The 15495-nt window shown below is 63.0% G+C and carries 11 protein-coding genes and 2 rRNA genes (1 of these 13 cut by a window edge); 2 read left to right on the top strand and 11 right to left on the bottom strand.

Annotated elements, in window-relative coordinates:
* Positions 1-122: 122 nt before the first annotated feature.
* From HTY51_RS00170 to HTY51_RS00130, 9 genes are all read right to left on the bottom strand, one after another.
* On the bottom strand, positions 123-1376 hold the full coding sequence (locus HTY51_RS00170) for a DUF4010 domain-containing protein (RefSeq protein WP_174250834.1): 1254 nt from the start codon (positions 1374-1376) through the stop codon (positions 123-125).
* Position 1377: 1 nt separating this feature from the next.
* Entirely contained in the window at positions 1378-2334 is a 957-nt protein-coding gene (locus HTY51_RS00165) for a M48 family metallopeptidase (RefSeq protein ID WP_174250833.1), read from the bottom strand.
* A gap of 19 nt (positions 2335-2353) precedes the next feature.
* Complete coding sequence (locus HTY51_RS00160; RefSeq protein ID WP_174250832.1) at positions 2354-3088, bottom strand: 1-acyl-sn-glycerol-3-phosphate acyltransferase; 735 nt, start codon at positions 3086-3088, stop codon at positions 2354-2356.
* 11 nt (positions 3089-3099) lie between these two features.
* Positions 3100-3657, bottom strand: a complete 558-nt coding sequence (gene gmhB / locus HTY51_RS00155) for a D-glycero-beta-D-manno-heptose 1,7-bisphosphate 7-phosphatase (protein WP_174250831.1) — start codon at positions 3655-3657, stop codon at positions 3100-3102.
* 20 nt (positions 3658-3677) lie between these two features.
* A complete protein-coding gene (gene glyS, locus HTY51_RS00150) occupies positions 3678-5825 on the bottom strand; it encodes a glycine--tRNA ligase subunit beta (protein WP_174250830.1) in 2148 nt (715 codons plus the stop codon).
* A gap of 4 nt (positions 5826-5829) precedes the next feature.
* Positions 5830-6735: a glycine--tRNA ligase subunit alpha gene (glyQ, locus tag HTY51_RS00145; RefSeq protein ID WP_174250829.1), complete on the bottom strand. Its 906-nt coding sequence runs from the start codon at positions 6733-6735 to the stop codon at positions 5830-5832.
* A gap of 123 nt (positions 6736-6858) precedes the next feature.
* Entirely contained in the window at positions 6859-8373 is a 1515-nt protein-coding gene (lnt, locus tag HTY51_RS00140) for an apolipoprotein N-acyltransferase (protein WP_174250828.1), read from the bottom strand.
* Positions 8366-9247 (bottom strand): HlyC/CorC family transporter, encoded by an 882-nt coding sequence (locus tag HTY51_RS00135; protein WP_174250827.1) that lies wholly within the window; start codon positions 9245-9247, stop codon positions 8366-8368. Before HTY51_RS00135 ends, lnt begins: the two co-directional genes overlap by 8 nt.
* 86 nt (positions 9248-9333) lie before the next feature.
* A complete protein-coding gene (locus HTY51_RS00130) occupies positions 9334-10050 on the bottom strand; it encodes a GNAT family N-acetyltransferase (protein ID WP_174250826.1) in 717 nt (238 codons plus the stop codon).
* A gap of 141 nt (positions 10051-10191) precedes the next feature.
* Between HTY51_RS00130 and HTY51_RS00125 the strand changes: the two genes are divergently transcribed.
* Positions 10192-11877: an AMP-binding protein gene (locus HTY51_RS00125; protein ID WP_174250825.1), complete on the top strand. Its 1686-nt coding sequence runs from the start codon at positions 10192-10194 to the stop codon at positions 11875-11877.
* Positions 11874-12806 carry an MBL fold metallo-hydrolase gene (locus HTY51_RS00120; RefSeq protein WP_174250824.1) on the top strand — a complete coding sequence of 311 codons (933 nt, stop codon included), beginning with the start codon at positions 11874-11876 and terminating at the stop codon, positions 12804-12806. Before HTY51_RS00125 ends, HTY51_RS00120 begins: the two co-directional genes overlap by 4 nt.
* A gap of 64 nt (positions 12807-12870) precedes the next feature.
* On the opposite strand, the gene rrf is transcribed toward HTY51_RS00120, so the two are convergent.
* Positions 12871-12983: ribosomal RNA gene (gene rrf / locus HTY51_RS00115) — 5S ribosomal RNA — on the bottom strand.
* Between the two features lie 112 nt (positions 12984-13095).
* Positions 13096-15495, bottom strand: a 23S ribosomal RNA gene (locus tag HTY51_RS00110) (it continues 477 nt past the right edge of the window).

Here is a 15495-nt window from a genome sequence, read left to right as displayed (position 1 = left end):
TCCTTTTCCATCATGGGTCCGGGGGGAGCCCGGTCGTCACGTCGCCATGCGAGGACCGAAACGCGTTGCCGGGTCTCGAACACATCGACTTTTCATCATAACGAAGCGCCCCCCGGGCTCGTTCAGGAGGCGGACAGACGCAGCCAGAGCCAGGGCATCCAGGCCGCCAGCGCCACCAGCGCCAGCCCCGCACTCACGATGCTGCCGTAACGCGCCCCGCCGGCAAGGTAGGCGGCCACCATCTTGCTGAGGTTGTTGCTGCTGAAGGCCAGCAGCACGGCAGTGAGCATGGTGGGCGGCTCGAGCTCGCCGCGTGCGGCCAGGCTCATCACGGCAGCGGCCGAGGAGTGCGCATCGGCCAGGCCAGCCAGCGCCGTGGCCGCCAGCGTGGCGATCGTGCCCAGGCCCTGCTGCAGCCAGGCCACGGCCACCGCAATGCCGGTGAACAGCAGGGCCAGCAGGATGGACTGCCGCAGACTGAAAGCCCGCCCCGCAGCCGCCGTGTCATCCAGAGGCAGCGCACTGCGGCGAAAGGCGGCCAGCCCGAGCAGCAGTGCCACCAGCAGCGCGCTGCCCAGGGTCGGCGCAAAAAGCGCCAGCCCCGCGGGATACAGCAGGCCGGCGATCAGCAGAATCTGCAGGGCCGTGGAGACCGTGGAAAACCAGGCACCCGCCACGCAGGCCGTGCGCAACTCGGGATGACGCACGGCACGCGCGCCCATGGCTGCGATGGTGGCGGTGCTGGAAACGAAACCGGACACCAGCCCCGACAGGGGCAGGCCGAGCCGGGCGCCGAACAGGCGCAGTGCCACATGGCCCAGGGCCTGCACCGTCATGATCAGCACCACCAGCTGCCAGACCACGCGCAGGTTGAGGCCCCCCAGCCAGGGCAAGGCCTGGTTGGGCGCCAGCGGCAGCACCACCAGGGCCGAGGCCAGCAGCAGCAGGGCATCGCGCAGTTCCTGCTCGCTCAGCACCTGGGTCGAGAAACGCTGCAGGGGCACACGGGCGACCAGCAGCACGGCCACCGTCACGCCCAGCGCCGCGGCCAGGGCCGGTTCGGGCACGCTGAGCAGGCCCAGCAGGAACGTGAGAAAGAGCGCGATCTCGGTGGTGACGCCCGGATCGCGTGAACGGTCCTTGTAGTGCGACACCAGCGCCAGCCCCGCCACCAGGGCGGCGGCAACAGCCGTCAGCCAGGCTTGCCCCAGCAGCTGCACACCGGCCCCGGTCAGGGAGGCCAGGGCAAAGGTGCGGATGCCGGCAAAGCGGCGCGTGTGCCCGCTGCCCTTGCGGCGCTCGCGTTCGATGCCGATCAGCAGCCCCAGGCCCAGGGCCAGCGCCAGGCTCATCAGGGTGGCCGTCTCGAAAGCCATCTCAATGCCAGCGCGGCAAGGCTTCGTCGCGCAGTTCGCCGCGCAGGCTCTGGTAGTCGGGAACGACCGAACGCACCGTCTCCCAGAACCGCGGGCTGTGGTCCATCACGCGCAGGTGGCTGAGTTCGTGCGCGACCACGTAGTCGATCACGCTCTGGCGGAAATGGACGAGGCGCCAGTTCAGGCGAATCGCACCGTCACTGCTGGCGCTGCCCCAGCGCGTGCCGGCGCTGCTGAGCGAGAGCTTGCGCCACTGCACGCCCAGTTGCGGCGCGTAGTGCTGCAGCCGTTCAGTGAAGACGCGATGGGCCTGGCGCATCAGCCAGGCCTGCACGGTGTCGCGGATCTGCTGGGTGCTGGCGTGCTGCGGCAGGCCGATGTGCAGGGTCAGGTGCGGCACGCCGTCCAGCGTGAGGTTGGGCGCCTGGGCGTCGGTATGCAGCACCACCTCCACGTCATCGGCCTTGAGGCTTCCGCCCACCGTACGGTAGGCGTGGGTCGGGTCGAGCACCACGATCACCGTCTCGCCCAGGAAGGGGAAACTGCTGCCGTCGCGCCACTCGATGTGGGTCGAATCCAGGCGCTGCTGGCGCTCGCGCATCTCGCCGAGCTTGCGCACGATCCAGCTGGCCTTCTCCTGCAGTGCGGCTTCCACCTCGTACAGCGGCACCCAGCGCGGCGCGCTGACCACCAGGCCGTCGGGCCCCACCTGCATGCCGATGGTGCGGCGTTTGCCGCGCTTGAATTCGTAGGCCACCTGTGCGTCGCACAGGCGCGTCTCGCGGGTGGCGCGCGGGTGGCTGAACTGCGCCGGCGCCATCACGCTGGTGATGGACTGGGCCGGCTGCTGCGGCCCGTGCAGTTCCGGGCGGGGCTCGGGGACGACGATCGAAGGCGGCGGCGCCTGCACGGGCGCTGCATCGAAGAGGTCGAGGGCGAGCTGGAGGAAGCTGCGCATGCCTGATCTTAGTGAAATCTCAGCGGTAGGCCTCAGGATCCAGGCGGCGCATCTCGGCCTCGATCCAGGCCTCGACTTCACGCATCAGCTCGGCCGGCTCGCGGCCCGCGCTGGGGATGGGCTGGCCGATGGACACGTCCACCACCCCCGCACGCTTGATGAAAGCCTTGCGCGGCCAGCACTTGGCCGAGCTCACGGCGATCGGGATCACGGGCGCACCGGTGGCCACGGCCAGGCGTGTGCCGCCGGTCTTGTAGGTGCCCTGCTTCCCGCGCGGGATGCGTGTGCCTTCGGGGAACATGATGATCCAGACGCCGCGCGCCAACAGCTCCTTGCCCTGCGCCACCACCTTGGCAAAGGCCTGTGAGCCCTGCGAGCGGTCGATGTGGATCATGTCCAGCCGGCCCATGGCCCAGCCGAAGAAGGGCACGTACAGCAGCTCCTTCTTGAACACATAGGCCAGCGGGTGCGGCATCAGTGTGGGCATGAGGAAGGTTTCCAGCGTGGACTGGTGCTTGACCAGCAGGATGGCCGGACTGGTCTCGCCCACCGGCAGGTTCTCCATGCCGCTGACACGGACCTGGATGCCCAGCAACACGCGGGCACCGTCGATGGCCCAGCCCAGCCAGCGCGCCGCCATCCAGTACAGCGGGTTGCCGCGCACGCGTATCGAGGCCACCACCATGATGATGCCCCAGGGAATCACCGTGACGATCATCCACAGGAGATGCAGCAGGGAACGGAGCAGTGCCATGGTCGGGTTCCTCAGGCGGTGGTGTCGCGCGCCACCAGGTAGTCGGCGAAGGCCAGCAGGTCCTCGTGCACGCGCGTGCCGGCCGGAAAGTTGTCGGGCAAGGGCTGGCCGCGCAGGGCCGCGCCCTTGCCGGTCAGCACCAGGTGCGGCTCGCAGCCCACGGCTGCACCGGCCATGATGTCGCGCGCCGAATCACCCACCGTGGGCACACCCTTGAGCGAGACGCCGTAGCGCTCGCCGATCTGCTCGAACAACCCCGGCAGCGGCTTGCGGCAGCGGCAGGTCTGATCGGGCGCATGCGGGCAGTAGAAGACGGCCTCGACACGTCCGCCAGCCGTGGCCAGCAGCTTGTGCATCTTGGCATGCATGGCGTTGAGCGCTGCCACGTCGAACAGGCCGCGGCCCAGACCTGACTGGTTGCTGGCCACCACCACATGCCAGCCGGCATGGTTGAGCTTGGCAATCGCCTCCAGCGCGCCGGGCAGCGGTTTCCATTCGGCGGCGGACTTGATGAACTCCGAACTGTCCTCGTTGATGGTGCCGTCGCGGTCGAGGATGACCAGCTTCATGGTGTGCATCCGATGCGCCCTTATGTCGCCAGGCGCGACAGGTCGGCCACGCGGTTCATGGCGTCGTGCAGGCTCTTGAGCAGGCCCTGGCGGTTCAGGCGCAGGTCCAGCTCTTCGGCATTCACCATCACGTCGTCGAAGAAGGCGTCCACCGGAGCGCGCAGGGCGGCCAGGGTCTTGAGCGAGGCGGTGTAGTCACCGGCCTCGAACTGGGCGTTGGCCTGGGGCACCACATTCTTCAATGCGGCGTAGAGGTTTTTCTCGGCCGTTTCCTTCAGCAGCACTTCGCTGACGTGGGCATCGACTTCCTGTGCTTTCTTGAGGATGTTGCTGATGCGCTTGTTGGCCGCGGCCAGGGCGGCCGCTTCGGGCAGGGCAGCGAAGGCGCGCACGGCGGCCAGTTGCCTAGGCACAAGATTCAGACGCACCGGGTTAAGCGCCATGACGGCGTCAACCTCCTGTGGCGTAAAGCCTTCCTCACGCAGCAAGCCCGCAAACCGATCGAGCATGAAAATCAAAAGATCAGTATTTGCTTGGCCAATCAACCCTTTTGGGAATGCCGCAAAGGCAGCACCAATCAGACCGAACAAGGAAACTTCCAGGTCGCGCTCCACAAGGATGCGGATCACGCCCAGCGCGTGACGGCGAAGCGCAAAAGGATCCTTGTCGCCGGTGGGCAGGTTGCCGATGCCGAACATGCCGACCAGGGTCTCCAGCTTGTCGGCCAGTGCCACCACCAGACCGGTCGTATTGCGCGGCAACTCGTCACCGGCGAAGCGCGGCTTGTAATGGTCTTCGATGGCGTTGGCCACCTCCTCGCCCAGGCCGTCATGGCGCGCGTAATACCCGCCCATGATGCCCTGCAGCTCGGGGAACTCGCCCACCATGTCGGTCAGCAGGTCGGTCTTGGCCAGGCGCGCAGCCGTATCGGCAGTGGCGACCAGCTTGGTGTCGCCCAGTTGCTGGGCAATGGCCTTGGCAATGGCACGCACGCGCTCCACCCGCTCACCCTGGGTGCCGAGCTTGTTGTGATAGACCACCTTGCCCAGGCCCTCGACGCGCGATTCGAGCGTCTTCTTGCGGTCCTGGTCGAAGAAGAACTTGGCATCGGCCAGGCGCGGGCGCACCACGCGCTCGTTGCCACCGATCACCGCGCTGGCATCGGTCGGGCTGATGTTGCTGACCACGAGGAATTTGTTCGTGAGCTTGCCGGCCGCGTCCAGCAGCGGGAAATACTTCTGGTTGGCCTTCATCGTGAGGATCAGGCATTCCTGCGGCACGCCGAGAAACTCCTGCTCGAACTGGCAGACCAGCACATTGGGGCGCTCGACCAGGGCCGTCACCTCGTCGAGCAGCGCATCGTCCTCGATCGGACGGGCTCCCCCGCCGACCTTGGCCGCTGCAGCCGCCAACTGGCGCGCAATCTCGGCCTTGCGCTCGGCAAAGGAGGCGATCACTGCGCCCTCGTTCAGCAGCGCGCTGGCGTAGCTGTCGGCATCCTTCAGCACCACGACTTCGCTCTTGGCCTCGAAGCGGTGACCGCGCGTGCTGTTGCCGGCCGTCAGGCCCAGGGCCTTCACGGGCACCACGGTGCTGCCATGCAGGGCCACCAGACCGTGCGCCGGGCGCACGAAGTTGACACTGCTCCAGCCCGGCAATTCGCAATCCGTCTCGAGCTGGTAGCTCATGACCTTGGGGATGGGCAGCTTGGCAATGGATTCGGCAAGAGCAGCTTCCAAACCAACCTGCAAGCTACCGCCGACCGCCAAGCCGCGCATGTAGACAGCGTCAGTTTTGCCATCGTTCTGGACAAGCAGACTATCCGACCCGTCCACCGCATTCGGCCAGAGGTCTGCCAAGTGTCCCCGCCCCTCTTTCGCCAGCCTCTTGCGAAATGCCTCCGTAGGCTTGCCATCTTTAATCGCGATTGCAAGTGGCATCAGCTTTTCGACAACTTCCTTGTCGGCACCTCGCTCACGCACATTCGTTATATGAGCTGCCAGTCTACGTGGCGAGGCAAACGAAGTCAGGACTGAGTTATCGGAAGTCAGGCCGCGCAACTTGAGTTCCTCGAATAGCACACCGGCAAAAGCGTCACCAAGCTTCTTGAGCGCCTTGGGCGGCAGCTCTTCGACAAACAGTTCAACAAGAAGGTTTTGGGTCGTCATGGTGTCAGGCTGCCTTCTTCGTCATTTGCTCGACCCAGGCACGCGGGGCCATGGGGAAACCCAGGCGCTCGCGGCTTTCGTAATAACTCTGCGCCACGGCACGGGCCAGGTTGCGGATGCGGCCGATGTAGGCGGCGCGCTCGGTCACCGAGATGGCGCCACGTGCGTCCAGCAGGTTGAAGCTGTGCGCACACTTGAGCACCTGCTCGTAGGCGGGCAATGCGAGCTGCTGTTCCATCAGGTGCTTGGCCTGTTTTTCATGCGCCGTGAAGGCGGTGAAGAGGAAGTCGGCGTCGCTGTGTTCGAAGTTGTAGGCCGACTGCTCTTTTTCGTTCTGCAGGTAGACGTCGCCATAGCTCATGGTGTCGGTCCACTTGAGGTCGTAGACGTTGTCCACGCCCTGCAGGTACATGGCCAGGCGCTCCAGGCCGTAGGTGATCTCGCCGGTGATGGGCTTGCAGTCGATGCCGCCGACCTGCTGGAAGTAGGTGAACTGCGTCACCTCCATGCCGTTGAGCCAGACTTCCCAGCCCAGGCCCCAGGCGCCCAGCGTGGGGTTCTCCCAGTCGTCCTCGACGAAGCGGATGTCGTTTTTCTTCAGGTCGAAGCCCAGCGCTTCGAGCGAACCCAGGTACAGCTCGAGGATGTTGCTGGGCGCGGGCTTGAGCACCACCTGGTACTGGTAGTAGTGCTGCAGGCGGTTGGGGTTCTCGCCATAACGGCCGTCCTTGGGGCGGCGGCTGGGCTGCACATAGGCGGCCTTCCACGGTTCGGGGCCGATTGCTCTCAAAAACGTAGCGGTGTGCGACGTGCCGGCGCCGACTTCCATGTCGTAGGGCTGCAGGAGCGCGCAGCCCTGGGCATCCCAGTAGGACTGCAGTTTCAGGATGATTTGTTGGAAGGTCAACATGGTTGGATCAGGTGCAGGCGCATGCACCCGGCAGGCGGGTGCAGCGCGCCGGGGCGCTGAAATAGGCGGATTTCCGCGTAAGCCCTTGATTTTACGGGGCTTCGGGCCGCTCCCCAGGGGGGATCAGGCTCTTTTGCGCCAGACGGCCCACAGCAGCCCGGCCAGCCCGGCCAGCCACAGCGGCCACAAACCCGTGTGCGCCACCCAGCGGGCGTACAGCGTCAGCCCCTCGCGGCCCTCGACTTCGCCCCGCAGCACGCCCTGGGTGTGGCGCGGCAGTTCGGCGATGACCTGGCCGCGGTGGTCGATGATGGCCGTCGAGCCCGTGTTGGTGGCCCGCACGAAAGGCCGCGCGAACTCCAGCGTGCGCATGCGCGAGATGTGCAGGTGCTGGTCGATCGCCACCGTGTTGCCAAACCAGGCGATGTTGCTGAGGTTGACGAACACCGTGGGTGCCTGGGCCGGGTCCCGGAAACGCGCCGCCAGTTCTTCGCCGAACAGGTCTTCGTAGCAGATGTTGGGCGCCAGGCGCTGGCCTGACCAGGCAAAGGAGGGCTGGCCGACATCACCGCGATTGAAATCCCCCAAGGGGATCTGCATCATGGCGGTGAACCACTTGAAGCCGGTCGGCACGAATTCGCCGAAAGGCACGAGGTGGTGTTTGTCGTAGCGCCAGGACGGCTGGTCCGGCGCCAGTCCCACGGCAGCATTGGTGTAGCCCTCGCGGTGGCTGCCCAGCGGCAAGCCGACCAGCGCCGCCTGCTCGCCCCGGGCATAACGCTGGCGCAGGGCCGCCCAATAGCCCTCGGGCAACTGTTGCGGCAGCAGCGGCAGCGCCGTTTCGGGGGCCACGACCAGGGCGGCCGTTTGCTGCTGCAGCTGCTCACCGTACCAGCGCAGGGCCGTGGGCACACCGGTACCGGGCTGGAATTTCTCGTCCTGGGGGATGTTGCCTTGCAACAGGGCCACGCTCAGAGGGCCGGTGGAGCGGGTGCTCTCGACCCCATCCATCTGATGCACCGAGGGCAGGGCCAGCACCACCAGGGCCGCCAGGCGCTGCCAGTGCCCGCAGGCCCAGATCTGCGGGATCGTCATGGCCAGCCAGGCGGTCAGCGCCGAAATACCGTAGACACCCAGCCAGGGCGCGTAGCCAGCCAGCGGCCCTTCGACATGGGCGTAGCCGCTGCCACCCCAGCCGAAGCCCGTGAACCAGACGCCGCGCGCCAGCTCCGCCAACAGCCAGAGCGCCGCAAACAGCAGGGCCCGCAAGGCGCGCTGTACGGGTGCATAACGCTGTTGCAGCGCGCAGGCCACCGCGTAGTACAGCGCCAGCGCCGCCGCCAGGGCCAGCACGGCGAGCACGGCGAGTGCAGCCGGCAGTCCGCCATAGGTGTGCATGGAGATGTAGAGCCACCAGAAGGTGGCGGCCAGCCAGGCCGTGGCAAACAGCCAGCCGGCCAGCGCCGCCTGCTTCCAGCTGGTGCTACGCTCGAGTTGCCAGGCCAGCAGGCCCAGGGCCAGGAGTTGCAGCCACCAGCGCGGCTGGCCATCCCAGGGCGCGGCCATGGCCAGCGCCTGGGCCAGCCCGGCGGCGCTGCTCAGCGCCCAGGAGCCGGCCCGCGCCCAGCGCTCACGCATCGGTCGCGGCCTTGTGCGGCGTCACGGGCGAAACCTTGAACCACTTCACGGCACCGCCCTTGGTGTGCAGCACGAGGAACTTGAGCCCGGCAATCACATGCTGCTCGCCCCGGCGCGGCACATGGCCCATCTCGTGGGCGATCAGGCCTCCGATCGTGTCGAAACTCTCGTCGGGGTCGCTGCCGGTGATGGTGACACTGAAGGCCTCATTGACGCGCTCCACCGCCGCGCTGCCGTTGACACGGTAGGTCTGGTCGGCCAGGCCGAAGATGTCGCCCTCGTCCTCGGAGATATCAAATTCGTCCTCGATCTCGCCCACGATCTGCTCGAGCACGTCCTCGATGGTGATGAGCCCGGCCACACGGCCGAACTCGTCGATCACGATGGCCAGGTGATTGCGATTGCCGCGGAATTCGTGCAGCAGGTCGTTCAGGCCCTTGCTCTCGGGCACGAAGACGGCGGGCCGCAGCAGGGCCCGGATATTGAGCTCGGGCGCCCGCTGCAGCTTGAGCAGGTCCTTGGCCATCAGGATGCCGATGATGTTCTCGCGCTCGCCCTCAAAAACCGGGAAGCGGGAGTGGGCGGTGTCGATCACCACATTGAGCAACTCGTCGAAGGGTGCGTTGATGTCGATCAGGTCCATGCGCGGGGCCGGCACCATGACATCGCCGGCTGTCATCTCGGCCATGCGCAGCACACCTTCGAGCATGTAGCGCGATTCGGCGCCAATGACCTGATTGTCTTCGGCTTCGGCCAGGGTTTCGATCAGCTCGGCGGTGGAATCCGGTCCCGGGTGGATGAACTCGGCCAGCTTCTTCAGGAACGTGCGTTTGTCCTCTTTTTCGGGGACACGCGCGGGGTAGGGGTCTGACACTGACGGCGGCACGGGGGTGCTGTGGTTACGACCCCCATAGGATAGCGGATCACCGCGGCAGGCTCATGACGAGCGGACGGCCGGCTTCAGGGTGAGGATTTGTGCCGTGCCTCGCGCACGCCACGGCGCACGTCCTGCAGACCGGAGAGGAATTCCCAGAACTGCTTGGCCTGCACCTTGAGGCGGTAATCTGTCTGGGCCAGTTGTTCCTCGACCATTTCCGTCACCTGGCTCTCGAAAGTGGCTGGCGGAAGGCGCAAGTAGGCGCTCGCCTCTGAGCCGTCGTACTCCACCGATGCACCGGCCTTGCGAGCGATGCTGAGCATGGCCTTGTTCTCGCTGAGGGCGTGGATGAACATCAGGTGCACGCCCTCATTGCGCGCATGCCGCATGGCCCGTGCAAACAGCTTGCTGCCATAACCGTGGCCGCGTACGGAAGGCAGCACCGAGACCCCGAATTCCGCACAGGCATCGAAGTTCCGGTCCACCGAGTGCGCCAGGTGGGCCATGGCCACCAATTCCAGCCGGCGGTTGTAGATGCCGAACACGGCGTCATGCTCGAAGTCCAGGGTGTCGACGTAGGCCTGGATCTGGGCATCATTGGCCAGATAACCGAAGCGCAGGTAACGATCGCGCTCGTCCAGCGCCTGCAGATGGCGTGCGATGCGCCCCCGGTGCCTGGCCCCCAAACGGCGGATCACGGCCACCCAGGGCGCCCTGGCCGAGGCACTTTGCTCCGGGGGCAGCACACGCAGCAGCTCACTGCCCGGCTCGGTTGCGCTGCTGTCCTTGTTCGTGTCCATGCCGCCAATGTAAGGTCATTTGCCGTTTTCATCCAGTCTGCGGCCTTGACGCGTGCGTGACAGTTTTGCCCCGAACCTAGGAGAAGCCCGGTGTCGCGCCCTTCGCCTCTGCGGTTCAATAGCCCTGTCATGGAGTGATTGATGGAAAAATTCTGGTTACCGAGTTACCCCGCCGGGGTGCCGCACAATGTCGATCCGGGCCAATACAGTTCGCTGGCACAGCTGCTGGAGGAGTCCTTCCGCAAGAATGCCACCCAGCCCTTTTCGGTCTGTATGGAACGGTGGATGAGCTACCGGCAACTCGACGATCTGTCCGCGGCATTCGGCGCCTGGTTGCAGCGCCTGGGACTGGAGCCCGGCGCACGGGTGGCCATCATGCTGCCCAATGTGCCGCAGTTCGCCGTGACCATGGCGGCCATCCTGCGAGCGGGGTATACCTGCGTTAATGTCAACCCGCTCTACACCGCGCGGGAACTCGAGCACCAGCTCAAGGACTCGGGCGCCACGGCGATTGTCGTGCTCGAGAATTTCGCACACACGCTGGAGGAAGTCATCAGCCGCACGCCGGTCAAGCATGTGGTGCTGACCGCATTCGGCGATCTGCTGGGCCCCTGGTACGGGCGCTGGCTCACGTTTGCCGTACGCCACCTGGCCAAGATGGTGCCCCCTTTCCGCCTGCCCACAAACGAGGGGCGTACGGTCACCCCTTTCCGCAAGGCACTGGCCGAGGGCTCCCACCTGTCACTCAAACCAGCGGCCACCAACCTCGATTCGATCGCCTTCCTGCAATACACCGGCGGCACCACCGGTTTGAGCAAGGGCGCGGTATTGACCCACCGCAACGTGGTGGCGGCCATCCTGCAGGCTGAGGCCTGGTTCACGCCGGCCCTCGATCGGGTCGGCAACGTGCGCGAGACCAATAGCATTGCGGCGCTGCCGCTGTACCACATCTTTGCATTGACCCTGTGTTTCCTGGCCATACGCTGGGGCTCACATATCACGCTGGTACCCAATCCGCGCGACATCGGCAAGTTCGTGGAAGTCCTCAAGCGGCGTCCGTTCCACATGCTGCCGGCGGTGAACACCCTCTTTAATGCCCTGTTGCAGCACCCGCAGTTCCGTACCGTGGATTTCTCCCAGCTCTGTGTCTCCCAGGCCGGTGGCATGGCCGCTTCCGAAGGAACCGCGAGGCACTGGCGTGAAGTCACCGGCTGCGCCATGGTGGAAGGCTGGGGCATGAGCGAGACCTGCGCCATCGGCACCAACAACCCCGTCACGACCGACAAGTTCAGCGGCACCATAGGCCTGCCGCTGCCCGGCGTCGAAATCGCCATCAAGGACGACGAGGGCAAGTCGCTCGCTGTCGGCGATTCAGGTGAAATCTGCATCAGGGGTCCGAACGTGATGACGGGTTATTACATGCAGCCGGTCGAGACCGCCCAGGCCTTCACGGCGGACGGTTTCATGCGTACCGGCGACATCGGCATCATGGACACTCAGGGCTACACCCGCATCGTTGATCGCAAGAAGGACATGATCCTGGTCAGCGGCTTCAACGTCTTCCCCAGCGAACTCGAGAACGTCATTTCCCTGTGTGACGGCGTGCTCGAATGCGCCGTCATCGGCGTGCCCGATGCCAAGCAGGGCGAAGCGATCAAGGTCTATGTGGTCCGCAGCGACCCGACCCTGAGCGAGGACGATGTGGCCAAGTACTGCGCCCAGAACCTGACCGGCTACAAACACCCCAAGTACATCGAGTTCCGCGACGAGCTGCCCAAATCCAATGTCGGCAAGATCCTGCGTCGCGAGCTGCGAGCCGGCAAGTGAGTCCCGCCGCCCTGCCGCCTGACATCGTTGTCCTGGAGCGGGGCTGGCTCTCCTCGAACAACATCCTGCTGCTGGGTTCTGAGCAGACGGCCCTGGTCGACAGCGGTTACGGTACGCATGCGGCCCTGACACTGTCTCTGGTTCAGGCCCAACTTGCTTCGCGGCCGCTGGATCTGCTCATCAACACCCATCTGCACAGCGACCACTGCGGCGGCAACGCAACCCTGCAAGCCACTTACCCGGCACTGCGAACCCATATTCCGCCGGGGCTGGCCCCAGCCGTCCGTGCCTGGGACGAGGAGGCGCTGAGCTACACCCCGACCGGGCAGTTTTGCCCTCGATTCTCGTATCAGCAGCTGCTCACTCCGGGCCATACGATCCATCTTGGGGGTCGTGATTGGGAAATCCACGCGGCCCCCGGGCACGACCCTGACTCGGTCATCCTGTTCCAGCCGGAACTGCGCATCCTGATATCGGCCGATGCGCTCTGGGGCAACGGTTTTGGCGTCGTTTTTCCAGAGATCGAAGGGACATCTGCCTTCCATGAGGTCGGCCAGACACTTGATCTCATCGAGTCCCTGCGCCCCAGCCTGGTCATTCCCGGGCATGGCCCCGTTCTGCACGATGTGCAGGGCGCACTGGACTATGCACGGCAGCGCCTTGATCTGTTCACCACCGATCCAGTGCGCCATGCACGGTATGCCGCCAAGGTTCTGCTGAAATTCAAGCTGCTGGAGTTGCAGCAGATCACGCTACGGGACTTGCGGCTCTGGGCCCGCGCGACAAGTTATTTCAGCCTGCTGCAGTCACGACACTTTGCGGGCGTTAATTTCGAGAACTGGCTGGACGATCTGATCCAGGATCTCATACGTTCAGGTGCGGCCCAGGCCGTCGACATCGCCGGCGAACCCGGCCTCCTGAATCATTGAGTCGTCTTTCTGACGCACAAATAAAAACGCCCCGTCGAATGACGGGGCGTTTTCTGCTGTAAGAGCCTGACGATGACCTACTTTCACACGGGAACCCGCACTATCATCGGCGCTGAGGCGTTTCACTGTCCTGTTCGGGATGGGAAGGAGTGGGACCACCTCGCTATGGTCATCAGGCATAACTTTTTGCCATCTTGACTGGGTCAAGACGACGAATTTATAGAGCGAATCAGCTTATTTTGAATGCGTCACTTGGCATAACAACCTTGATTGCTTCAATCAAAGTTATAGGGTCAAGCCGCACGAGCAATTAGTATCAGTTAGCTTAACGCATTACTGCGCTTCCACACCTGACCTATCAACGTCCTGGTCTTGAACGACTCTTTAGGGGGCTCAAGGCCCCGGCAGATCTCATCTTGAAACGAGTTTCCCGCTTAGATGCTTTCAGCGGTTATCTCTTCCACACATAGCTACCCGGCAATGCCACTGGCGTGACAACCGGTACACCAGAGGTGTGTCCACTCCGGTCCTCTCGTACTAGGAGCAGGCTTCCTCAAATCTGCAGCGCCCACGGAAGATAGGGACCAAACTGTCTCACGACGTTTTAAACCCAGCTCACGTACCTCTTTAAATGGCGAACAGCCATACCCTTGGGACCGGCTACAGCCCCAGGATGAGATGAGCCGACATCGAGGTGCCAAACACCGCCGTCGATATGAACTCTTGGGCGGTATCAGCCTGTTATCCCCAGAGTACCTTTTATCCGTTGAGCGATGGCCCTTCCATACAGAACCACCGGATCACTATGTCCTGCTTTCGCATCTGCTCGACTTGTCAGTCTCGCAGTTAAGCACGCTTATGCCATTGCACTATCGTCACGATGTCCGACCGTAACTAGCGTACCTTCGAACTCCTCCGTTACGCTTTGGGAGGAGACCGCCCCAGTCAAACTGCCTACCATGCACTGTCCCCAATCCCGATAAGGGATCCAGGTTAGAACCTCAAACACACCAGGGTGGTATTTCAACGTTGGCTCCACGATACCTAGCGGCACCGCTTCAAAGCCTCCCACCTATCCTACACAGATCTGTTCAAAGTCCAATACAAAGCTACAGTAAAGGTTCATGGGGTCTTTCCGTCTTTCCGCGGGGAGATTGCATCATCACAAACATTTCAACTTCGCTGAGTCTCAGGAGGAGACAGTGTGGCCATCGTTACGCCATTCGTGCAGGTCGGAACTTACCCGACAAGGAATTTCGCTACCTTAGGACCGTTATAGTTACGGCCGCCGTTTACTGGGACTTCAATCAAGAGCTTGCACCCCATCATTTAATCTTCCAGCACCGGGCAGGCGTCACACCCTATACGTCCACTTTCGTGTTTGCAGAGTGCTGTGTTTTTAATAAACAGTCGCAGCCACCGATTCTTTGCAACCTCATTGGGCTCCCCAAGTAAATGGTTCACCTACTAAAGGCACACCTTCTTCCGAAGTTACGGTGTCAATTTGCCGAGTTCCTTCTCCTGAGTTCTCTCAAGCGCCTTAGAATACTCATCTCGCGCACCAGTGTCGGTTTGCGGTACGGTCGTGTGTAGCTGAAGCTTAGTGGCTTTTCCTGGAAGCAGGGTATCACTCACTTCGGCAGCAAGCTGCCTCGTTATCACCCCTCATCTAAGCCCGGCGGATTTGCCTACCAGGCACGACTACAGGCTTGAACCAACATATCCAACAGTTGGCTGAGCTAACCTTCTCCGTCCCCACATCGCACTACACATCGGTACAGGAATATTGACCTGTTTCCCATCAGCTACGCATCTCTGCCTCGCCTTAGGGGCCGACTCACTCTACGCCGATGAACGTTGCGTAGAAAACCTTGCGCTTACGGCGAGGGGGCTTTTCACCCCCTTTAACGCTACTCATGTCAGCATTCGCACTTCTGATACCTCCAGCAGCCTTTACAAGCCACCTTCACAGGCTTACAGAACGCTCTCCTACCACTTGCAATAAATTGCAAATCCGCAGCTTCGGTAACTGGCTTAGCCCCGTTACATCTTCCGCGCAGGACGACTCGATCAGTGAGCTATTACGCTTTCTTTAAATGATGGCTGCTTCTAAGCCAACATCCTGACTGTTTTAGCCTTCCCACTTCGTTTCCCACTTAGCCAATTTTAGGGACCTTAGCTGGCGGTCTGGGTTGTTTCCCTCTTGAGTCCGGACGTTAGCACCCGGTGCTCTGTCTCCCAAGCTGTACTCATCGGTATTCGGAGTTTGCCTTGGTTTGGTAAGTCGCCATGACCCCCTAGCCAAAACAGTGCTCTACCCCCGATGGTAATACTTGAGGCACTACCTAAATAGTTTTCGGAGAGAACCAGCTATTTCCAAGTTTGTTTAGCCTTTCACCCCTATCCACAGCTCATCCGCTAGTTTTGCAACACTAGTCGGTTCGGACCTCCAGTACCTGTTACGGCACCTTCATCCTGGCCATGGATAGATCACTTGGTTTCGGGTCTACACCCAGCGACTGAACGCCCTATTCGGACTCGATTTCTCTACGGCTTCCCTATTCGGTTAACCTTGCCACTGAATGTAAGTCGCTGACCCATTATACAAAAGGTACGCCGTCACCCTTGCGGGCTCCGACTTTTTGTAAGCATGCGGTTTCAGGATCTATTTCACTCCCCTCCCGGGGTT

The organism is Rhodoferax sp. BAB1 (assembly GCF_013334205.1).
GTDB lineage: Bacteria > Pseudomonadota > Gammaproteobacteria > Burkholderiales > Burkholderiaceae_C > Hylemonella.
This window is presented reverse-complemented; position numbering and strand designations above follow the sequence as displayed.

Coding starts and splice junctions, on each gene's coding strand:
- HTY51_RS00170 (WP_174250834.1), bottom strand. CDS start 1,376: ATGGCTTTCGAGACGGCCACCCTGATGAGCCTGGCGCTGGCCCTGGGC.
- HTY51_RS00165 (WP_174250833.1), bottom strand. CDS start 2,334: ATGCGCAGCTTCCTCCAGCTCGCCCTCGACCTCTTCGATGCAGCGCCC.
- HTY51_RS00160 (WP_174250832.1), bottom strand. CDS start 3,088: ATGGCACTGCTCCGTTCCCTGCTGCATCTCCTGTGGATGATCGTCACG.
- gmhB (WP_174250831.1), bottom strand. CDS start 3,657: ATGAAGCTGGTCATCCTCGACCGCGACGGCACCATCAACGAGGACAGT.
- glyS (WP_174250830.1), bottom strand. CDS start 5,825: ATGACGACCCAAAACCTTCTTGTTGAACTGTTTGTCGAAGAGCTGCCG.
- glyQ (WP_174250829.1), bottom strand. CDS start 6,735: ATGTTGACCTTCCAACAAATCATCCTGAAACTGCAGTCCTACTGGGAT.
- lnt (WP_174250828.1), bottom strand. CDS start 8,373: ATGCGTGAGCGCTGGGCGCGGGCCGGCTCCTGGGCGCTGAGCAGCGCC.
- HTY51_RS00130 (WP_174250826.1), bottom strand. CDS start 10,050: ATGGACACGAACAAGGACAGCAGCGCAACCGAGCCGGGCAGTGAGCTG.
- HTY51_RS00125 (WP_174250825.1), top strand. CDS start 10,192: ATGGAAAAATTCTGGTTACCGAGTTACCCCGCCGGGGTGCCGCACAAT.